The organism is uncultured Maricaulis sp. (genome assembly GCF_963976135.1).
GTDB lineage: Bacteria > Pseudomonadota > Alphaproteobacteria > Caulobacterales > Maricaulaceae > Maricaulis.
In genome coordinates, this window is sequence record NZ_CAXBKN010000050.1 from 1 (window position 1) to 21705 (window position 21705).

The following is a 21705-nucleotide window of genomic DNA, read 5'->3' on the forward strand; positions in this document are numbered from 1 at the left end:
GTGGGGTCTGGGCTGGCGGGATCTGGCGTGACCAGGTCGCTGGCGCCGCCTGCCTGACCGCCGGCTTCGGTGGGGCTTGGCAGCGGTGCCAGATCGCCACTGGCCTCCAGCCGGGCGCGCAGCTGCGCCACGCGTGGGCCCCGGTCACCAGGCCGCAATTCGGGCCCGTCCTCGATCAAGGGCCAGCCGCCAGCTTCGACGGTCGCCTGATAGTGCACCAGTGCATGGCGCAAGGCCGCATAGCCCGGCTCGTCCGGGGCGAGGGCATCGAGACGGGCGGCGATGTCGCCACCGGCCATGGCCTGTGCCAACCAGGCCCCCAGATCGCGCGTGCGGCGCGGCGCTGTCCAGTCGGGTTCGAAGCGGACCGGGTCAAACCGGCCCGCCAGAAGATGGCCGGCCAGGCTCAGACAGGCGCGGGTCGCGAGTGCGTCGATGGCGGGATCGGTCCGGAGGGAATCGACCGCTTCAAGCCGGGCCAGGTGATAGTCTTGCGGATCGAGCCCGTGGCTGGCCGATGCACGGATCGCGGTGACCAGACCCTTCAGCCGGGCCGGATCGGCGGCAGGGCCGGTCCAGACCGGACTGGCGTCCAGCCTTTGTGCCCTGTCTGTCTGTTCATGCCAGGCGCCAGGGGCGGGGTCGGACGCAGATTGCGCCATCACCGGTAGGCTGCCGATGGCGATAGCCAGACCGGCCAATAGCGCCGCCCGTCTCATGCTAGATCCATTTCAGATATTTGAAGAGTGCAATCTGGACGCCGCCAATCCCGAACAGGAGGGCGACGAAGAACCAGAAGGCGCTGACATTGTCGGAACCGGGAATGCCGCCGACATTGATCCCGAGCAGACCGGTCAGGAAGCCCAGCGGCAGGAAGATCGCGGCGATCACCGACAGCACGTAGAGATTCTTGTTCATCCGGTCGGCCAGGCCATTGGCCAGCTCGTCCTTGACGATCTGGGCCCGCTCTCGAATCGTGTCGAGATCCTCGATATAGCGGATCACCATATCGAGATTTTCCTGCAGGCGCCGCTTGTTCATCGCGTCGAGCCAGGGAAGTTCGGAGGTGCGCAAATGCGCGATGACATCGCGCTGGGGCGCGATATAGCGGCGAAACATGATCGCCTGCTTGCGCAGCCCGTTAATGGCCTGGCGCGAGGCCGGTGTCGGCGCTTCCATCACATCTTCCTCGACATCGTCGAGCCGTTCGTCCAATTCCGTCAGCACCGGTTCCATGCGCTCGAACAGGCGCGCGGTGAGCATGGCGATGAAGTCTGCGGCGTTTTTGGGACCCGTGCCCTCGGCCAGGCGTTCGCGCAAGTCGGAGACGGCTTTCAGCCGGCGGCGGCGCACGCTGATAATGCGCGAACCGTCGATCCAGAGCCGGATCGAGACCATGTCCTCCGGCTGGGCGTCCTCATTGAGATTGACGCCGCGCAGGATCATCAATGCCCCCTGCTCGAACATCACCATGCGCGGCCGGGTTTCCTCGGCCAGCAGGGCGTTGATGATGATCGGGTCGAGATAGGTGATTTCCCGTTCAAGCCAGGCGCGTGCGCCGGGATGGCCGGCATCGAGATGGACCCAGGCGAGCGCCTCGTCGCGAATCAGGCGCGAGACATCATCGCCTGTCAGCACATCGCCGCGCCCGTCACCATTGATCGAGCAGGCGTGCAGAATGCCGAATTCATTGGGCATTGATCGCCTCCTTCAGCGCGGCCGCATTCTTGATATGCAGATCGCGCTGCGGGAAGGGAATCTCGATGCCGTTATCGCGGAATTTATGCCAGATCGCGAACATCACATCGCTCTGCGGCCGCCAGCGGCCGGCGACAATATCCTCGACCCAGAATGTCAGGATGAAGTCGATCGAGCTGTCCCCGAAATTGCGCAGAAAGCATTGCGGAGCCGGCTCGCTCATGCACATCGCGTGCTCGGTGGCGGCTTCCAGAATGAGGTTGTGCGCCAGTTCCAGATCACTGCCATAGGCAACGCCGACGCTGATTTCGACCCGGGCCTTGCTGGTCGAGAGGGTCCAGTTGGTGACCCGATTGGTGATGAAGTCCTCGTTCGGCACCAGGACTTCCTTGCCGTCGAGCGTTTCGAGCAGGGTGTAGCGCGCACTCGATTTGCGCACGAAGCCCGTCACCCCGTCGGGCAATTCGATCAGATCGTCGATATCGACCGAGCGTTCCAGCAGCAGGATCAGGCCGGAGATGAAGTTGGAGGCGATATTCTGAAGGCCGAAGCCGATGCCGATGCCGACCGCGCCGCTGAACACGGTCAGCGTTGTCAGATTGAGGCCGAGCACGTCCATCGAGACCAGAATCGCGATAATATAGATCGCGATCTGGAGGATTTTCGAGACGAGGGTCCGCGTCGTCGGGTGCAGTTTTGAAAGCCCGCGAACCCGGTGTTGCACCAGGTCGGCGATTGCCGCCGTCACCCAGAAAATCAGGACCAGCAATACCAGCGCGCGCAGGGCGTCATACGGGCTGACATGGAATTCACCGGTCCGGAAGGTCAGCGCTTCAGTATCGAGATATTGGGCGACAATCGCCAGATTGCCGGTGACGCCGGCGGCGACAATGCCCAGAAGGCTGATGAAGATCAGCCAGTGAGCCCAGGGGCCCTTCGGCTTGATGATATGCTTCCAGAAATCACCCATGCCTGAACACCCGTGCTCTTGTCCGTTTCGGGACCGGCGATGCTGCCGGGCCGTCCTCTTGCTGCCTACTCTGCCACGACTGGTGGTGCAAGGCGACCGCCCGGGCGCGTTGCGTCAATGGCTCAATAATCGCGGCGCCAGCGTATCGCGACCGACGCTTCGGTGTCGGCGCTGAGGCGGGACAGAATGCTGAGCTGCGGCGTCAGTGTCCATTCCACGCTCGCCGTACTCAGTGCCGCGGCGCCGGCGCTCTCGACCTCGACATAGAAATCATTGCCGAACCGCCGGCCGCTGGTGACGGTCAGGCCACCATTGGCATCGGACCCGATGTCGAGCCGGTCGACGCCGACCAGTTCGCGGAAACGCCCGAAGAAGCCGAAAATGTCCTGGCCCGAGAGCTGTGCCGCCAGTTGGGCGGCCTCGAACGGGCCCAGCTCGCTGGCCGACCGGTCGAACAGAAGCCGGGCAATGATCTCGTCATCCGGCAGGGTGGGAATGCTGGTCAGTGTGACAGTGGGCGACATCAGTGATCCGGACACGGCGACATCGGCCTGGAAATCCTCGCGTTGGTAGTGCGCCAGTAGAGAAATCCGGGCATCGGTCGGCGGACCGTTGAACAGGACCTCGCCCTCTTCCAGGGTGAAGCGCCGGCTGAACACCGTCGCCGAGCCGCGCACCAGGTTCGCCGTCCCTGTCAGGGTGGGCTTCTTTGCCTGACCGGTAATGCGGATATCGGCTCGCCATTCAGTGTTGAAACTCGATGAATTGAAATAGATCTGGTCGGTGGCATAGACGCGGTAATCGAGCCGGATCGGCAAGCGCGGCCGCGAGGCCCGGATCTGGTTCTTTGGCAGATTGAGTTCGGTGACCTCGATCTGGGGAATTGCGGCGACACCATTGGCCGGCGGCTGGGCATAGATGCGGTCGAGCCGGGTTTCCCCCGCGACCAGCAGGCCGTCCTCGTCCATCGTCAGGCGGGTCTGGCCGGTCATGCGTGCGGTCAGGTCGGGCCGCCGGGTGGCGATGAAATTCTCGAAAGTGATGTCGGCCTGGCCGCGCGGACCCTGCGCGGTGATCCGGCCGGCTGCGCTGGCCCGCATCTGGCCCGTCGAGCCATCGCTGGCGCTGAAACTCTCCAGCTCGACCTCGCTGTTATGCACATGCGCCAGCAACTGGATATCGAGAATATCGGTGCCGCTATCGGCGGCGCTGAACCGGCCGTTCTGCAGGGCGATGGAGCCGTCGATTTCGGGGGCGCTGCGCGTCCCGGAAATCATGAGATCAATATCGGCATCGCCCGCGAGTGATGTCCCGATCGGCAAGAGCAACGCGGTCAGCGACTGGATTTCACCGCTGGCCTCAATACCACCATTGATCACCGCCTCCGGCCCGTCGAGAATGGCGAGCAGATCGGTGGTAGCGCCCAAACGGGTCAGGAATGCGCGCGCGGTCAATCCGCCACCGGTAGCGCGTGTGTCGATCTGCGTGTCCTCGCCAAGCGTGAGGCGGGTTTCGATCCGCAAATCCGGCGCATCTGCCAGCGATGCGGCGGTCAGGCCGCTCGCCACCAGCTCGGCACCGCCGCGCCAGATACCATCGGTCTGTTGCAGGGCGGCGCTCGCATCGACCATGCCGTCCACCGCCGGCAATCCGGCGAGGTCGACCATCAAGTCCACAGGCAGGCGGCTGATCGCGATATCGAGCTGCGCGCGTTCAGCGTTTTCCTGCCAGTGTGCGCCGAGCTCTCCGCCGCCGAAACTGATCTGGCCGCCCAGCGCGCGATGCTCGCCTTCGATCACGGCGCGGACGGGCTCCATGGTCTCCCAGGCATTGGCGCCGAGATGGCCGGCCGGGCGCAATTCGGCGCGCAATCCGCTCTCGGTGATACTGACCATGCCCGTGGCATTGAGATCAAAGGGGACGCCGGCCAGGCCGGAGAGGTCGGCCTCCAGGGCAAGACCCGCCATCGGCCCGCTCAGCGAGACCTGGGCGTCGGTCAGAATGAAATTGCCGCCGACCATGTCCCGGACGCCGAGCCGGGCATCGAAATTGCCGTCGAGAAGAGCCTCGAGCGCGGCATTGTATTCGACTGAGAGCGACCAGCGCGCCTGGGTGCCGGCCAGCAGGCTGATCTGGAGCCGGTCCTGGTCGATGCTGGCATCGGCTTCGATCACAGACGGGCCGAACTGACTGTCGCGCACCGCGACCGTCCAGTCCGCGCCGGCCTGCTCGGCCGTGCCGGCGAGCAGGAGGTCGCGGGTTTCATAACGGCCGGCGAGTGTCCAGTCGGCCGAGAGATTGCCGTCATCATATTCGGCATTGAGAGCCAGGCGCGGGACATTGAACCGGGTCTCGCCCAGCAAGATTGTTTCGGTGGCCGTGACCGTTCGGGCGCTGATCAGCCCGCCGACCGAGTCGAGTTCAAAGCCGGTCGCCAGCCCGCCGGCAAAACTCAGCGCCACCCCTTCAAGCGCACCGGAGAATGCCAGATCGCCGCTGGCTTGCCAGTCCTCGCCGGAACTGCCCTGCGCCTGGGCCTCGAGTGACAGGCGTGTCGAGCGAAGCGAGAGGGCCGGCACGCGCCAGCCGGCTTCCTCCAGGCGTAGTGTTGCGCTCAAGCTCAGGGCTTCGATCAGCGTGGTGAGGCGGGGATCGGTCTCGATGGCGCTGCCGTCAATCACCAGTTCGATTTCATTGCGGCCGGTTGTGGTGATGACGGCGGAGACCGGCCCGCTGGCGCGATCGGTCAGCCGCGCGATGTCGTCGATCCGGGCATGGGCATTGAGGGCAATCCGGTCATCACCGGGCCCGTAAACCCCGTCCGCATCGACCGTGATATGTGCCCCCACCAGGTGCGAACCGGTCAGCTGATAGCGGCCCTGATCGAGATCAGCCGCGAGATTGAGGGTCAGGCTGGCCTGCTCGCCGAGCAGATCATCGACAGCGCTTTCGCCCAGCGCCGGGGCGGTCAGCTCGAGCTGGGCCGCGACATCGAGCTGTCCGGAATTATAGCGCAGCTGCACCGGCCCGCTGATTGCGCCGATTTGCGCCCCCCCGGCGCTCAGCTCCTCGACCGCCATTGCGCCGTCAAGGCCATAGCCTTCGGTCAGGCCGACAATGCCCTCGAAGCGTAGCGACCCTGCACTGACCTCGCCCCGGGACAATTGCGCCAGCGCCTGGCCGCTCGTCCGCAGGGCCAGATCCCAGCTCTGCGCCGCATTGAGGACCAGTTCAATATCGAGCGTATCGGCATGCAGCCGCGCGCTGCGCACGCCGAAGTGCGAGATCGAGCCCTGCGCCTGCAACTCGCCGTGCGAGAGGATTGGCGCGAGGGTTTCGGGCAAGCCGGACCAGTTGCCCGGCTCCACGGCGCTATCGAGCTGCCAGGCATCGTCGGCCCAGCTCACCTGGCCATTGGCCAGTTCGCGTCCGGTGATGCGGACGGTGAACGCACCGGCGCCGGACCGGGTATTGCCACCGAGATCGGCGGCGATGTCGATTTGCTCATCGGGCATTTGCACCAGGCTTGCCAGCGGGCCGCCGGGAGCGCCCGAGGCGGTGAAATGACCATTGATGCGGCCATCGGCGAGAATCTCGAACCGGCCGTCAATGGCGTCGCCGGGTGCGTCCAGACGCAGGATGGAGATCGAGGCCTGGCCGGGTGCCCCGGCTCGCAGCTGTATATCGGCGCGGACCTGCAGGCTCGCCGCCGGGCCGGCCAGACCCTCGGCCAGATCGAGCCGGTCGATCCGCGCCTCGCTCAGAATGAATGCCGGCAAATCGCCGCCCGATTGAGACGTACCCTGGTCTGGCAGGTCGGGTTCGCGGGTGATCGCGACATGCTCGATCGTGAACCGATCAATTCGCACCGGGCCGCGGATCAGGGATAGCGGCCGCCAGCGCACGGTGAGCGCTTCCGCTTCGAGCCAGACGCCCGCCGAGTCGGTCAGGGTGATGTGGTCAATGGTGAATTCAGACAATAGATTGCCGTGCAGGCCGACGATCCGAACCTCACCGATCTCGCTGATCTCCTGTCCGTCGATCATGGAGTGAGCCAGCCAGCGGCCCGGCCCGTGACTGAGTGCCAGCGCCCCGCCGATCACCAGGACCAGCAGCGCGCCCGCCGTCAGGGCAAGGGCCTTGAGCAGGCCACGCCAGGGGATGTTTTGCGTCATCGTCAAAACGCCTGCCCGAGGCTGAAATAGATCTGGATGGCCGCATCACCGGACCTGCGGTCGAGCGGGGTGGCGATGTCGAAGCGGACCGGCGCGAAGTCGAAATAATAGCGGACACCAATACCGAGAGCCGAGCTGAATTCGGAAAAGTCCGGCGTGGATGCTGTCGAGGCCGCTCCGGAATCCAGGAAGGCCACCGCGCCCCATCGCTCTCGCACGCGCCAGCGCAGCTCAAGGCTGGTTTCCGTCACGGACTGGCCACCGAAGGGCGAACCATCACTGCCGAGCGGGCTGAGCGATTGATAACTGTAGCCCCGCACCGATCCGCCGCCGCCGGCATAGAGGCGCAAATCGGCCGGCAGGCTTTCGGCGGAGGTGCCGAGCACTGTGCCGAGCCGCAAGCGTGCCGCCGCGACAAGGTCGTCGGAGATCCGGTAATAGCTGCTGGCGCGGGCTTCAATACGCACATAGCGCGAATCGACATCGCCGAAGGTCGTGGCCGGAGAGAGTTGTAGCCGGGCGCGCAAACCCTCTTCCGGATCGAGCGGATTATTGCGCGTGTCGTAGGCGGCGCTCAGATCGAGGGCCAGCGTATTGGCGTCGCGGGGGCCGGTAGTATCGGTCACTTGCGAGATGTCGAGCCGCGTGCCGGCGCCATATTCGAGATGACCGGCCCGGCGTGTCACACCGGCGCTCAACAGGAGCTCGGTTTGATCGAAGGCGTCGGTTTCCTCGGATTGAAGCCCGGCGCTGAACAGAAGCGTTTGCTGGTAGCGGTGCCAGTGCGGCAGGGTCAGCGTCGCGCCGAGGCCTTGCTGCAGCGTCGCGATACTGGCTTGCAGGGTGAGGGTCTCGTCACCGAGAAACATATTGCGCCGTTTCCAGTCGAAATTGGCACCGGCGCCTTCGCTGGTCGCGAAACTCAGCGAGGTTTCGATACTGTGGCGCGCCGATGGCGTCAGCTCGACCCGGACCGGCCGTTCATGGCTGTCGGGGTTGGCGTCGCCCAGCATGACCTGGGAGGTTCGTACGCTGGCCAGGGTGTCGAGACGGCGCTGGTATTCGAGGATTTGCGTGCGGCTGGCAGTAGCGCCGCGGGTCAGGGGCGACAGGCCGGAAATGAAGCCCGGCCGCCATTCCGTGCTGTCCATCTCAAGCGGGCCATAGACCGAATAGGGGCCGGTATCATAGACAAAATGCACCGCAGCGGTGTCGTTGGCGTGATCGACACTGATCCGCCGTTCGCCGCTTTCGGCGCTGGGCCAGCCCGAGTCCTGCAAGGCGGCCAGACCGCGCGCGTCGCTGGCGATCACCTCGGCGGCGCGCAGCGGTGTGTCGAGGCGCAAGGTAATGGCGGCACGTGCCACCGGGGCGGCTTCGGCATCGGGTGCCGTGACCGTATCGATTGTTGTAATCCGCACGCGCGGTCCCAGGGTGATATGGATGACGGCCTGGGAGCGGCTATCGATGCGCGGATCGATCTGCGCCCGGTAATAGCCTTCGGACCGCAGCAGGCGCCGGGCGCGATCGGCGGCGCTGCGTGCCTGGCGCAGTGGCCCGTCAGCCGGGCTGTCGGTTTCCGCACGCTCGCCGACTGCCGCCTGCAACGCGTCGAGCAAGACCGGATCGGCAATACCCTCGATCGTTGCGAGTGGTGCTGCGATAGCCGGCCCGCAGACCATCAGTGCGGCAAGTGAGACAATGAAGGACTTCACGCGCGGCCACCTTCCTCCGGACTCGCAGTCATATAGGCATGCAGGCAGGCCGCGTCACAGACTCTCTGCATCTGGTGCACCGGTCCCCGTGAACGGGTCCAGCATACGCGACGGCAATTGCCCGGCTGCGGATTTGCCACCGTCGTTTTCCGGCAGTATTCCATCGGGAAGCGGACGCGGTGGATGATCATGCCAGCATTGTTTCAAGTCCTTGCGGTGGCCACAAGTCTGGTGTTGGCCGGTTCGGTCGCCGGCGAGCGCGCAATCCCGGCCGATGCCGCTGCCGAGCTCGCCCCCGGCGGGCGAATGATCACGGCGCGCTATTCCAGTTCGGTGCTGATTTTCAGGGTCGGATCCATCAGCCTGTCAGCGCAGATCGATCCCGAGCGCTATGCCGCCGACACAGTTGTTGAGGCAGCCGGCCTGGCGGCCCTGTTCACCGATTTCGATATCCGCGCCGAAGTGGAGGGACTGCGCACGCCGGCTTCCGTATTGCCCCTGCGTTATGCCCATGTCGAGCGCACCGGCTCGAAGGTTCGCGCTGTTGATATCGCCTTCGAGAACCGCATGGCTTCGGCCCACGCCACGCCACCTTTCGGTTCGCTTGGCCTTCCGCCGGCGACAGCGGAGCAGCGCGAGAACGTGATCGATCCGATTTCAGCCGTTTTCCTGCTGGCACAGGCGCGCATTGGCGGCGAGGCCGATGTCTGTTCCGGCAGCCTGCCCGTGTTCGACGGCAAGGCGCGCTATGACCTGCGCCTGGAGGCCGGGGGCCGCGAGACCATCCGCACACCGGCCTGGCGCGGCGAAGCCGTCCTCTGCCATGCCTGGTACGAGCCGATCGCCGGCTATGACCCCGAGGATTATCCGAGCCCGGCGGAATTGCGCTATCCGCTCGATATCTGGTTGGCGGCCTTTCCAGAACATGGCTTCTATCTGCCGGTCAGGGTGCATACACGGGCCGGTTTCGGCGGCCTGACTGTGCAGGTCGCCGAGCTTGATATCAGGCTGACCGCTGCCACGCCCTAGCGAGACCCGGAATTTGCGCACCTGTGATGACGGTCACACTGCGCCTGCCGGCAAATCTGCAACTCTCCTGACAGGCTGCCGTGCGCAGCTGCCCTCCTCCTCCTCGTTTGGGGGCCGGTCGGGGTGCGAGTCCTTGCCCAAGCGAAGCCCCAACTTCGCCTCGCGCCCCGCCGGATTTTTCCCCGGCTTCGCCCGGCAGGGCCATGCAATTTGCCGTCGAGCTTGCGCCGTCCGGCAACTGGCATGATCATGTCCCCGGCTTGGGAGCAGGGGCGTTATGAGCGGGCAGACGAAATACCGGGCATTTATCAGTTATAGCCATGAAGACAGCCGCTGGGCGCGCCGTATTCACCGCGCCCTGGAGGCCTATCGCCTGCCCGGCAATCTCGTCGGCAGTTCGACTGCGCAGGGTGTTGTCCCGAAACGCCTCAACCCCATTTTTCGCGACCGTGATGATTTGCCGGCGGCGGGCGATCTGACGGCCTCGGTCCGCACGGCGCTGGGCCAGTCCGAGGTTCTGATCGTGGTCTGTTCGCCTGCGGCAGCGGCCTCGCGCTGGGTCAATCAGGAGATCCATGAATTCCGCAGCGTGAACCCGGAAGGGAAGATTCTGGCGGCGATCATTGCCGGCGACCCCGGGGCGGTGGCCGACGGCATGGCGGGCGAGCAGGCGTGTTTCCCGGCAGCCCTGCTCGAGACCGGCACTCCCGAAACCGAGGCCGAGCCGATCGGTGCGGACTTCCGTCCGAAGGGCGATGGTTTCCGGATGGGCATCGTCAAGCTCGTCGCGGGCATGCTCGACCTGCGCCTCGACCAGATCATTCAACGCGATCTCCAGCGCCGCCAGCAACGCGTGACTACGGTCACGATGCTCTCCCTTCTCCTCGCGATAGTGATGACAGGCCTGACTTTGCTTGCGTATTCAGCCCGATCCGAGGCCGAACGCCGCAAGGCCGATGCCGAGGACCTGATCGAATTCATGTTGAGCGATCTTCAAGACAAGCTGGAGCCGGTCGGACGGCTCGATGTTCTCGACGCGGTTGGCGAGAAGGTCGTCGCCTATTACGCGGCGCAGCCGACGCGGCAATTGTCGGCTGATGCGTTGGGCCGCCGTTCCCGCGCCTTCCATCTGCTTGGTGAAATCGAATCAGCGGAGGGCGACCTGGAAGCGGCCTATGGCCATTTCCGCCGTGCCTATGATGCGACGGATCAATTGCTGCAGACGGTAGATGACGACCCGGCGCGAATTTTCGAACACTCCCAGAGCGCCTATTGGGTGGGCTATTACGCTTGGCGCCAGGGCCGTCTCGATGATGCTGAAGGGCATTTCCGCGAATATCGCGACCTCGCCGCGCGGCTTACCGCAATCGATGCCGACAATACCGAATGGCTGGCCGAATACGCCTATGCCAACACCAATCTGGGCGTGGTCTATCTCCAGTCGGCACGCCTGCCTGAAGCCCGCGATTCCTTCGTCGCCGCCGGCGCCCTGATGGCCAATCTGGCCGCGCGCCAGCCGGATTCTGTGCAGGCGCATGTCGATCACGCCAACGCGCTGGCCTGGGTTGCGACCGCCTATGAGATGACTGATGGGCGTGATGCGGCGATCACCGCCCGGCAACAGGAAATCTCGATCTATGAGGACCAGCTCGCCGCCGAGGTCGATGACTGGAATATCCGCCGCGATGCGATCAATGCCGAGCGGGCCCTGGCGCGTCTGTTGATCGCTCCGGGTCCCGACACACCGGCGGCTGACCTGCAAGCCGCGCTGGCTATACTGGAGGCGACCGCCTTTGAGGCCGATGCCCTGCTGCAGCGCGATCCGGCCAATGGCAATTGGCGCCTGACCACGGTGCGCCAGCGCTTGTGGCTGGCTCAGGCACGCCTGCTCGCCAATGATGTTGCCGGCGCCCGGGAAGCCTATCTCGACGCTTCGGCCTATATGGCCCACCCCTCCTGGATGGCGGATGTCAGCGCGCGTATTGCGGAGACGCGACTCTATGCCGGCCTGGTCGAAGCGCGGATCTTTATCGCGATGGGCCAGCTGGACTCGGCGCATTTGCGGCTCGATCATTTGATGGCATCTCTGGTCGCCGAGGCCAATTGGCAGACTGAATTCCAGTATGGGCCCTATCTTTATGCCGCCGCGGCCAATGATCTGGCCGATCTCGAACGCAGCCGCGGCGATGGCGTGACCGCGGCTGCGTTGCGCTCGCATATGGTGGATATACTGGCCCCGATTTCCAGCCAGTTGCGGCTTGATGCCGCGATGGAATTTCACCGCGCGCAATCCGTGATCGCCACGGGCGATGCAGCGCAGGCGAATTAGATCCGCAGGGATCGTCCAGGCGCCGGCTTGCCCCGGCGTGAACTTGAGGATAGGGGCCGGTGATGACAATCGCGGACATGAGTGGGCTTGATGGCAATCGGGTGCAGACCGAATTACTGGCCGCACCGGCACGCAGTTACGAGTGCACCCAGATCAGCGTGAGCACGCTGCGCGGCAGCAGTTTCGTCGTGCTCACCGGAAGCGATGATGATCGCGAGCCCTTCACCGATACACAGATCGGGGTCATACTTTCCAGCTTCGGCTCGGTGGTCACCGGCAATCCCGGACTTGATGCCGCGCAATTGCGCGCCCTCGCCTACACCACGCTCGCACCGATGTGGACGCCGAGCAATAGCGTCAAGCCCAGCCCCTATGATCTGAACGTGCATCGCGCCAGTCGGCTGATCTTTGCCCTGAGCATGGAAAACTGGATATTTGAGCCGGCCCGGATCAAGCTGAAGACGGGCTTCGGCCAAGGTGAATTCGGTGGTCTTGACTGGCTGACCCTCAATGGTGTGAGCCAGGAACCCAATGCCTTCCAGCTGGTCGATAGCTGCACCCAGACCGATGAGAGTTTCGAATTCGCACTCTTCATCGATGCAGCGCAGGCGGGCGGTCTCCAGCACACGCGCATCATCGTCGACCCGATCATCAAGAATGAAGATTGACCTGCCGGCGATCCTCGGGCCTTTTTGAGTCAGGACGGCCGCTGGAGGGCGGATGCGGCAGATAATTCTCGAAAGGTTTAACCAGGGAGATCTCGCGCGCGCCTATGATTTGTGCCTGGCGGCCCTGGCGCAGCAACCCGATGATGGCTGGTTCAAGCACCGCGCCGTGCTTTGCCTGGTCCGCTCCGGGGCATTGGAGCGCGCGGAGCTCGATTTTCGCCATTTCCGTCTCTCCGAAGCCAGTCATGACGAGGATAGCCTGGCGCTGGGCGCGAGGCTGAGCAAGAGCATGGCGCTGGAAGCAAGCGCCGGTCAGGTTGCGCCCTTGGCGGCGGTCGCGGCCGACCAGTATCACCGCATTTTCTCCGAGACCGGCGGCCATTATCCCGGCATCAATGCGGCGACGCTATATCTGCTCGCCGGCGACCGGCAGCGCTCGGATTCATTGGCGCGCGAGGTGCTGGCATCCTGCCGCAGCGCCAGTCCGGCCGATGCCGAGGAGGCCTATTACCGGCTCGCCTCGCAGGCCGAGGCCCATCTTCTGCTCGGCGATACCGGTGCGGCCCATCTGGCGCTGCGATCGGCGATCGCCTGCGACCGCGGCAATTCGATGGCTCATGCCACGACAATCCGGCAATTGCGGCTGGTCATGCGCCTGCTACAGCTGCCCCTGCCCTGGCTTCGGGAGATGGAGCCCGCCCGACCCTGCCATTTTGCCGGTCATTTGTTTCATGCCGCACCTTGCGCTGATGGCGTCGGACCGGCGCGCGAGGCGGGCCTGGCATGCGCTGTCGCGGCGGCGTTCGAACAAGAGAATATCGGGCCGTGCTACGGGGCGATCGCGGCGGGTGCCGACATCATGGTCGCCGAAGTCGCCATCGAACGCGGCAATGAGCTCCACCTGGTCCTGCCGGTACCGGTCAATGTCTTCATTGATGCATCGGTGCGGCCGTTGGGCGGTGATTGGGTCAAGCGCTGCGAGGCCTGTCTGTCCAGTGCCGCCGCAATTCTGGAAGTCACGACCGACCGCAAACTCCTCTCCGGCCAGCATATCCGCTTCGCCAGCGAGGTCGCGATGGGTCTGGCCCGGATGCGCGCCAGCGCTCTGGCGACCTCACCGGTCCAGTTGCTGGTCGCCGATCTCTCACCCTCAGTCGACCCCTTCGGCACGGCCCATGACCGCAATGTCTGGCAGGAGGCGGGCTTGCGCCAGATCCAGGTTCCGGTCACCGGACTGGATCGCTATCGCGGCGACAATCTTGGCGGAGCCGATACCGATCCGGATTTCCGCCAGGTTCTGCGGGCGATGCTCTTCATTGATGTGTGTGGCTCCTCGACTGTGGCCGATGATCTGGTCCCGGTCTTTGTCAAATCGATCATGAGTGTGCTGGCGCAAGTGTGTGAGACAATCGAGCCGGCGCCGATGCATGCCAATAGCTGGGGCGATGGCCTCTTCCTGGCCTTTCATGGTGTTGATGAGGCGGCACGTGCCGCCGACACGCTGCGCCGCGCCTTCCTCGCAATCGATCTGGAGGCCCTGGGTCTGCCCGAACATCTCGCCCTGCGGATTGGCGGGCATTACGGGCCCGTGCATGAGGGCGATGATCCCTTGCGCAAGGCACCGACCCTGTTTGGCGGCCAGGTGGCGGTCGCCTCAAGAATCGAGCGCGCGACCTTGCCCGGATCGATCTTCGTAAGCACGCCGTTCGCGGCCGCACTGGCGATGGCGAGCGGGACGGAATTCCGCTGCGAATATGTCGGTCAGACACAGATTGACGCCCTGATGCCGCAGATCGGCATGTTCAGCTTGCGCGCGGTGGCGGCCAATTGCCCGGCTGCCCTCGACGAGGCTGTCTCAATTGGCGGAGCTTAGCCGGGCGAGGTGATCCGGATCCACGACCTCGAAGGCGTCGGGGCGGCGCATCAGCATGCCGCGCCGTTCAAGATTGCTCACCGTCCGCGACACCGTTTCGCGGGTCGTATTGACCCGCAGGGCGATCGCGGTCAGCGAGGGGATGGGCCGGATAATGCGGGTCTGGCCCGCCTGTGCCGATTCCGACATGCGCAGGATTTCCGCATAGATACGGCCCGGTGCGGACAGCGCCGAGAGCTCGAACATGCGTTGCGTCGTGTGGTGGACGCGTTGCGCCAATATGCGCGCCAGGGCCAGGCCCAGATCGCCGTATTGCTGGAGCAGGTCGAGGAAGACGGCCGCGGAATAACTCGCCAGCTCGCACTCGGTTTCGGCGATGATTTCCGAGGTCCGGCGCCGGTCGGTCAAAGCGGCGAGTTCGCCGATAATCGTGCCGGCCTGCAAGGTATCGAGCCAGATTTCCTGACCGCCCTCGGACAGCAATACGACCCGCGCCGTGCCCTTGAGGACGAGAAAAACCTGATCGCCCTGGTCATCCTGGGCGATAATGCTGGCACCGGCAGGGAAGCGTCGAATTTCCGCACGCGAAATCAGGCTGGCGCGAGCATTCTCGTCCGTCAGAGAGAGAGCATCCAGGGCCAATGCCCAGGATTTGTCCGCCACCATTCGTGTCCCCGTCTCGCAAACAGTTGCTTGTTAGGGATAATCAGCGATCAGTCTGAAGAAGGCCAGCGAAAAACGCCGCCGGATCGGGACGGTCATCAGGCGGAAATCCGGGGCCCGGGCGGCGCTGCGGAGGCATGGCCGGGAATTGACCGCCGGTTTCGGCATCCGCCATCCACAGCAACTAGGCTTTCACGGGCCGCAAAAAACCTGCTTAACTGCCACCAGGAAACACGGGGATTCCATGATGAAGCATCTGCTCGGGGCCTTGGTCGGTCTGGTTTTGGCGTCGGCACCGGCGTTGGCGCAATCTTCGCCGCTGGCTGGCCGATATGATGCGCAAATTCCAACGGCGCAGTCGGTCCTGGGTCATGAATTCGGTGCTGAAATTACACCGCCGGAACAGGCCATTGCCTATCTGAGAGCGCTGGAGGCGGCCGCTCCCGATCGCATCCGCGTCGTCGATTATGCCACGAGCTGGGAAGGCCGTCCGCTCGCCTATGCCATCATCGCCAGCCCGCAATCCCTTGAGCGGCTCGACGCAATCCAGGCCGATCTGCAACAACTGGCCGATCCGCGCGGGCTATCGGCCGATGCGCGCGACCGGCTGGTCGCCTCGACGCCGGCCGTCGTCTGGCTTTCCTATGGCGTCCATGGCGATGAGATTTCCTCGACCGATGCCGGCCTGCGGACCGCCTATCACCTGCTGGCATCGCGCAATGATACCGGGATCGACCAGATCCTGGATCAGACCATCATCATTATCGACCCGGTGCAAAACCCCGATGGACGGGCGCGCTTCGTGCACAGTTTCGCCGCCGCGCGCGGTCTGCAGCCCGACGAGAACCGTTTCACGGCCGAACATGACCAGCCCTGGCCGGGCGGGCGCACCAATCACTATCTGTTCGACATGAATCGCGACTGGTTTGCGATGACCCAGCCGGAGACGCGCGGCCGCGTCGCGGCGATGCTCGAATGGCGCCCTCTCGTTGTCGTCGATGCACATGAAATGGGTGGCGATAGCAGCTATTTTTTCGCGCCGTCGGCTGAACCCTTCAATCCGCATGTGGTGCAGAGCCAGCGCGATGCCCAGGATTTGATCGGCCGCAATCATGGCCGCTGGTTCGACCAGTTCGGTTATGATTATTTCACGCGTGAAGTCTTTGACGCCTTCTATCCGGGCTATGGCGATATGTGGCCAACCCTGCAGGGCGCGGTGGCGATGACCTATGAGCAGGCCTCGGCCCGCGGTCTGGTCTGGCGCCGGCGCGATGGCTCGCTTCTCACCTATGGTGAAGCCGTCGAACATCACTATGTTGCCAGCCTGTCGACGGTCGAAGTCGTGGCCGCCAATCGCGAGCGCTTCGTGCGCGATTACCTCAATTTCCGCGCTTCGGCGGCCAGCGATGAGAGCGGGCCGCAATCGGTCCTGCTCGATCTGTCCACCAATCGCTGGGGCGCCGAGCGGCTGGCCCGTTCGCTGGTCGCGCAGGGCATTGAGGTCGGCCGGGTCGCAGGCCCGGTTTCCGCTTGCGGCGCCCGGTTTGAAGACGGTGCGTTTGAGGTCAGTTTCAACCAGCCCGCGGGCCGGCTGGCGCGGACATTGCTCGAAGACACCACGGAATTGCCGGGCGATTTCATGCAGGAGCAGGAAAGCCGCCGGGCGCGCGGATTGAGCGCTGAACTCTATGACGTGACCGCCTGGTCCCTGCCTTTGATGCACAATGTCAATTCCGTCGTCTGCCGCCGTGATCCGGGCCTGAGCCGTCAGCCGGTTGCTGCCGATGATGCGATTGCCTCGACCGGTTCCAGTGCCGGCGCCGCCTGGGGCTATGCGATTGCCTGGGAGGATGCCGGCCAGGCGCGTCTGGTGGCAGCGCTCGCCGCGGCCGGTGTCCCGGCCCGTTCCAGCGATGTGGCTTTCACGATTGGTGAGCGGACATTCCCGCGCGGCAGCGTCGTCGTGCCGCGTCATGGTGCGCCAGCCAATCTCGACCGTCTGATTGCCCGCCTCGGCAGTGAAATTGGCGCCCGCTTTGTCGGTCTCGCCTCAAGCTGGGTTGATGAAGGCCCCAATCCGGGTTCCGAACATTTCCTGCCGGTTCGGGCCCCACGTATCGCGATGCTCTGGGATAACGGGACTGATTCAAACTCGGCCGGTGCCACGCGTTATGTGCTGGAGCAACGCTATGGCATGCCGGTCAGCATCATTCGCGCCGGCACGCTGGCGCGGGCCGATCTGTCGGTCTTTGATGTCCTGATCCTGCCGGAGCAGGGCCGCAGCGGTTATGCCTCAGTGCTCGGGTCCAGCGGGTCGGATCAATTGACCCGCTTTGTCCGCGCCGGTGGTGTGCTGGTCGGGCTCGGAGATGCAACGCGCTGGCTGGCGGATCCGGAAGTGGGTCTGATCCCGGCCCGCCGCGAACGGGCCGCCGAGACGCCGCGTGCAAGTGCGCAGGACCAGGCCGTGGTTGATGCGGTGGTGCTGGCCAGTGCGGACGAACTCGATGCGGTGCAGGCCGAGCAGGGCGCGATGCCGGATTATTCGCCCGGTGCGCTGCTGCGGGTCGAGGCCAATCCGGATGCCTGGATGTCGGCGGGCTATTCGCGCGGCGCGGCGGCGCTGGTGACCGGTTCCGATATCTACGCCCCCGTCAGCCGCGATGCCGCCGATACGGCAATGCGGTTTGCCGGACCGGAGACACTATTGGCGGGCGGTTATATGTGGGCTGAATCGGCGTCGCAGATTGCCTTCAAACCCTTCGTCATCTCCAATTCCATGGGCGCGGGCCAGGTGATCGCCTTCACCCAGGCACCGACGACCCGCGCTTATCTGGAAGGGCTGGACCTTCTGCTGCTCAATGCTGTCCTGCTGGGGCCGGCCCATAGTCGCGGCATGCGCTGACGGCTTCGGGACCGGGGGCTTACTCGCCCTCGATCTCGACGCGTTCGGCTTCCAGTTCGAGCCAGCGATCTTCCTTCTCCGACCGTGAGGCCAGGGCTGCAGCGAGGTCCTTGCTTGCCTTGGTGAAGCGGGCCGTGTCCTTGAATATGTCCGGATCGGCGAGCTCGGTTTCGAGCTTGGTGATGGCCTTGTCGAGCACGTCGATCTCGCCGGGCAGAAGCTTGAGCGCATAGCGGTCCTTGTTGGCCATCTTGCGCTTTTCGACCCGTGGCGGCGCGGCCATTTTGGCGGCGGCCTTGCGGTTCGGCGCGACATCACCGCCGAGCGGCGTCAGTCCATAGCCGCGCTGGGACACCATGTCGGAATAGCCACCGGCATATTCGGTCCAGTTCCCGTCGCCCTCGGCAATCAGGACGCTGGTACAGACGCGGTCGAGAAAATCGCGGTCATGCGAGACGATGAAGACGGTACCGGAATACTCGTCGATCAGGGCTTGCAGCAGGTCGAGGGTTTCCAGATCGAGATCATTGGTCGGCTCGTCGAGCACCAGGAGGTTGGACGGCAGGGCCAGCGCGCGTGCCAGCATGACGCGCGCCTTCTCGCCGCCGGACAAGACCTCGATCGGGGTATTGATCTGCTCCGGCGGGAACAGGAAATCCTTCATATAGGCAATGACATGCTTGGACTGGCCATTGACCTCAACGGTATTGCCGCCGCCCTGGGTGAGGGCTTCGGACAGTGTCCATTGCGGCTGTAGCGCGACACGCTTCTGGTCGAGACTGGCCATTTCCAGCTTGGTGCCGAGGCGCACTTCGCCGCTATCGGGTGCCAGATTGCCGGTCAGCAGGTTGAGCAGGGTCGTCTTCCCCGCGCCGTTCGGGCCGATCAGCCCGATCCGGGCACCCCGCGCGATCTTGATCGAGAAATCCTTGACGATATCGCGGCCTTCATAGGCCTTGTTGATCGCGATCGCCTCGGCGACCAGCTTGCCGGAATCCTGGGCCGCGGAGGATTGCAGATTGACCTGGCCCTGGGGGCCGCGATGCTCGCGGCGCTGCTGGCGCAGACCCTGCAGGTCGGACAGGCGCTTCACATTGCGCTTGCGCCGCGCGGTGACGCCATAGCGCAGCCAGTGTTCCTCGCGCACGATCTTGCGGTCGAGCTTGTGCATTTCCAGCTGCTCGGCTTCGAGCACTTCGTCACGCCAGGCTTCAAAGGCGGAGAAACTGCGTTCCATCAGCCGCGTGCGGCCACGATCGAGCCAGAGCGTCTTGCGCGAGAGATTGGACAGGAAGCGCCGGTCATGGCTGATCAGAACCAGGGCGGACCGGCTCGATTTCAGCTCGGATTCCAGCCATTCAATTGCTGGCAGGTCGAGGTGATTGGTCGGCTCGTCGAGCAGGAGAATGTCCGGGCTCGGAGCGAGCGCCTGGGCCAGGGCGGCGCGGCGGGCTTCGCCGCCGGACAGGACTTTGGGATCTTCCAGCCCGGTCAGGCCGAGATGTTCCAGCAGGTATTGGGCGCGATAGGGATCATCGCCGCCGGTCAGGCCGGACTCGACATACGCCATCACCGTCTTGAATTTCGTCAGGTCGGGATCCTGCTCGAGATAGCGGATCGTCGAGCCGGGATGGACGAAGCGTTCGCCTTCGTCGGGCTCGACTGTGCCGGCGGCGACTTTCATCAGCGTCGACTTGCCCGAGCCATTGCGGCCGACCAGGCACAGGCGTTCGCCCTCGCCAACGCTGAGATCAGCGCCGTCGAGCAGGGCGGTGACGCCGAAGGTGAGGTGGATATTCTGGAGCGTGAGAAGAGGTGGAGCCATGAGGCACCGCATACAGGTCCGCGCGATGAAGGTCACGGTCCGCGATCAGGTCGGCGGGCGGAAAAACCAAACCCGTCCAAAAAGTAATTATACGGTAAATTGCGCAATTTATTGTATGATGTTAGGCAGGCGTTCAAACTGACCCTGGTATGGCGACAATATCCATGAGTGATATCCCGTTCTTCGGCCGCCCTGCGGCCTTTGCCCTGCGAGTTCGCCAGGCTTCGGCGGCGCTGTATGAGCAGATGGATCAATGTCTGCAGGCGCACGGGCTGACGCTGCCCGCCTATGCGACCAGCCTTGTCCAGACACTCTATCATGGCGGACCGCAATCCGTGTCGGCGCTGGCTGAACGCCTGGGCCTGTCACACCAGCTCGCCTCCCAGCGTCTGCGATGGCTCGTCAAGGAGGGCCTGGTTGTGATCGGTGATGATCCGAATGACCGCCGCCGCCGTCTGGTCAGCCTGACGCCGGCCGGTCAGACCGAGGGTGACAAGCTTCAGGCCTTCCTGCCCAAGCTGGAACAGGCCTATCGCGACCTGTTCGACGAGATCGGGATGGATTTGCACAAGGGCATGGTTGATGCTCGCACGGCACTCTTGGCCCGCCCGCTGCTGGCCCGGATGCAGACGGAAACCGTGACACAGGCGCCGCAACACAGCGCCGGATAGCTCGAATGACGGGGATTGCGCCAGGGCGTGTCCCCCTGCTATCGGCGATAGGCTGGTGGTATGGACTGACAAACTGCGCGGCCAATCCGGCCGGGAATGGCAATCAAGAGGGGCGGGGCCCGCAAGTGGCCGCGATTACAACATGCTGGAAATCAAGGGACTGTCGAAAACCTACGGCAATAAGGTACGCGCGCTCGACGGGGTGGATCTGTCCATTCCCAAGGGGATGTTCGGCCTGCTTGGCCCCAATGGCGCGGGCAAATCGACCCTGATGCGTACGATTGCAACGCTGCAGGCACCCGACAAGGGCACGCTGACCTTCGGCGAAATCGATATTCTCAAGGATCCCCAGGCCCTGCGCGCCACTCTGGGCTACCTGCCACAGGATTTCGGCGTCTATCCGCGCATGTCGGCGCGGGCCATGCTCGACCATCTCGCTGTCCTCAAGGGCATTTCCAACGGCAAGCAGCGCAAGGAAGTCGTCACCGGCCTGCTCGAACAGACCAATCTGGCGCAGCATGCCAACAAGGCCGTCGCCAGCTTTTCCGGCGGCATGCGCCAGCGCTTTGGCATCGCCCAGGCCCTGCTCGGCGATCCGCAATTGATCATTGTCGATGAACCGACCGCCGGCCTCGACCCGGAAGAGCGCAATCGTTTCCACAATCTGCTCTCGGAAATCGGCGAGAATGTCGTCGTCATCCTCTCCACCCATATCGTCGAGGATGTCTCTGACCTGTGCCCGAACATGGCGATCATGAATGGCGGCAAGATCGTCGCCAAGGGCTCGCCCGGCGAGCTGATCGCGCAGATGGATGGCAAGGTCTGGGCGCGCACCATTGCGAAGTCCGAACTGGCCGGCCTGCGCAGCCAGTACAATATCATCTCCGAGCGGCTGACCGTCGGACAGGTGCGGATCCACGTCGTTTCCGACAGTAATCCGGGTGAGGGCTTCGAGCCGATCCAGGCCGATCTGGAAGACGTGTATTTCGCGACCATCCGCCAGGGCCAGTCCGCCCCGGCCGTCGCTGCCTGATCCTCGAACCTGAACGGAAGGAGCTTATCATGCTCTCCAAAATCGCCGGGTTCGAGATTCGCTATCAGCTGTTCTCGCCCACTTTCATTGCCGTATTCGCCATTTTCTTCCTGCTGGTTTTCGGTGGCATCACCATCGACAATATCCAGAT

General features: G+C 64.2%; 13 protein-coding genes and 1 pseudogene. 7 read left to right on the forward strand and 7 right to left on the reverse strand.

The window, feature by feature from the left end; translation table 11 throughout:
• The 5 genes and pseudogenes from AAC023_RS08370 to AAC023_RS08390 all read right to left on the reverse strand — a co-directional run.
• Nucleotides 1-719: pseudogene (locus AAC023_RS08370) on the reverse strand (hypothetical protein); the annotation flags it as partial.
• A 1-nt stretch (nucleotide 720) separates the two neighbouring features.
• The gene (locus AAC023_RS08375) at nucleotides 721-1698 is read right to left on the reverse strand and encodes a zinc transporter ZntB (protein WP_339740086.1); all 978 of its coding nucleotides are present in this window, start codon (nucleotides 1696-1698) and stop codon (nucleotides 721-723) included.
• Nucleotides 1688-2668, reverse strand: a complete 981-nt coding sequence (locus tag AAC023_RS08380; RefSeq protein ID WP_339740088.1) for a mechanosensitive ion channel domain-containing protein — start codon at nucleotides 2666-2668, stop codon at nucleotides 1688-1690. Before AAC023_RS08380 ends, AAC023_RS08375 begins: the two co-directional genes overlap by 11 nt.
• A 122-nt stretch (nucleotides 2669-2790) precedes the next feature.
• Complete coding sequence (locus AAC023_RS08385) at nucleotides 2791-6843, reverse strand: translocation/assembly module TamB domain-containing protein (protein ID WP_339740090.1); 4053 nt, start codon at nucleotides 6841-6843, stop codon at nucleotides 2791-2793.
• Between the two features lie 2 nt (nucleotides 6844-6845).
• Nucleotides 6846-8558, reverse strand: a complete 1713-nt coding sequence (locus AAC023_RS08390) for an autotransporter assembly complex family protein (protein ID WP_339740092.1) — start codon at nucleotides 8556-8558, stop codon at nucleotides 6846-6848.
• A 216-nt stretch (nucleotides 8559-8774) separates the two neighbouring features.
• Between AAC023_RS08390 and AAC023_RS08395 the strand changes: the two genes are divergently transcribed.
• The 4 genes from AAC023_RS08395 to AAC023_RS08410 all read left to right on the forward strand — a co-directional run bounded on the left by AAC023_RS08395 (nucleotide 8775) and on the right by AAC023_RS08410 (nucleotide 14457).
• A complete protein-coding gene (locus AAC023_RS08395) occupies nucleotides 8775-9587 on the forward strand; it encodes a DUF3108 domain-containing protein (RefSeq protein ID WP_339740094.1) in 813 nt (270 codons plus the stop codon).
• Between the two features lie 277 nt (nucleotides 9588-9864).
• Entirely contained in the window at nucleotides 9865-11916 is a 2052-nt protein-coding gene (locus tag AAC023_RS08400) for a toll/interleukin-1 receptor domain-containing protein (protein ID WP_339740096.1), read from the forward strand.
• A 62-nt stretch (nucleotides 11917-11978) separates the two neighbouring features.
• Nucleotides 11979-12584: a hypothetical protein gene (locus tag AAC023_RS08405; protein WP_339740098.1), complete on the forward strand. Its 606-nt coding sequence runs from the start codon at nucleotides 11979-11981 to the stop codon at nucleotides 12582-12584.
• Between the two features lie 52 nt (nucleotides 12585-12636).
• Nucleotides 12637-14457 carry an adenylate/guanylate cyclase domain-containing protein gene (locus tag AAC023_RS08410; protein WP_339740100.1) on the forward strand — a complete coding sequence of 607 codons (1821 nt, stop codon included), beginning with the start codon at nucleotides 12637-12639 and terminating at the stop codon, nucleotides 14455-14457.
• On the opposite strand, the gene AAC023_RS08415 is transcribed toward AAC023_RS08410, so the two are convergent.
• The gene (locus AAC023_RS08415; protein ID WP_339740102.1) at nucleotides 14440-15123 is read right to left on the reverse strand and encodes a Crp/Fnr family transcriptional regulator; all 684 of its coding nucleotides are present in this window, start codon (nucleotides 15121-15123) and stop codon (nucleotides 14440-14442) included. The genes AAC023_RS08410 and AAC023_RS08415 overlap by 18 nt on opposite strands.
• Before the next feature lie 241 nt (nucleotides 15124-15364).
• Here AAC023_RS08415 and AAC023_RS08420 point away from each other — a divergent pair, with 241 nt between their 5' ends.
• The gene (locus AAC023_RS08420; protein ID WP_339740104.1) at nucleotides 15365-18025 is read left to right on the forward strand and encodes a M14 metallopeptidase family protein; all 2661 of its coding nucleotides are present in this window, start codon (nucleotides 15365-15367) and stop codon (nucleotides 18023-18025) included.
• 19 nt (nucleotides 18026-18044) lie between these two features.
• On the opposite strand, the gene AAC023_RS08425 is transcribed toward AAC023_RS08420, so the two are convergent.
• Nucleotides 18045-19850, reverse strand: coding sequence for an ATP-binding cassette domain-containing protein (locus AAC023_RS08425; RefSeq protein WP_339740106.1), 1806 nt, complete (start codon nucleotides 19848-19850; stop codon nucleotides 18045-18047).
• A 164-nt stretch (nucleotides 19851-20014) separates the two neighbouring features.
• Between AAC023_RS08425 and AAC023_RS08430 the strand changes: the two genes are divergently transcribed.
• Nucleotides 20015-20521: a MarR family transcriptional regulator gene (locus AAC023_RS08430; RefSeq protein WP_339740108.1), complete on the forward strand. Its 507-nt coding sequence runs from the start codon at nucleotides 20015-20017 to the stop codon at nucleotides 20519-20521.
• A 142-nt stretch (nucleotides 20522-20663) separates the two neighbouring features.
• Entirely contained in the window at nucleotides 20664-21554 is an 891-nt protein-coding gene (locus tag AAC023_RS08435; protein ID WP_339740110.1) for an ABC transporter ATP-binding protein, read from the forward strand.
• Nucleotides 21555-21705: the final 151 nt, after the last annotated feature.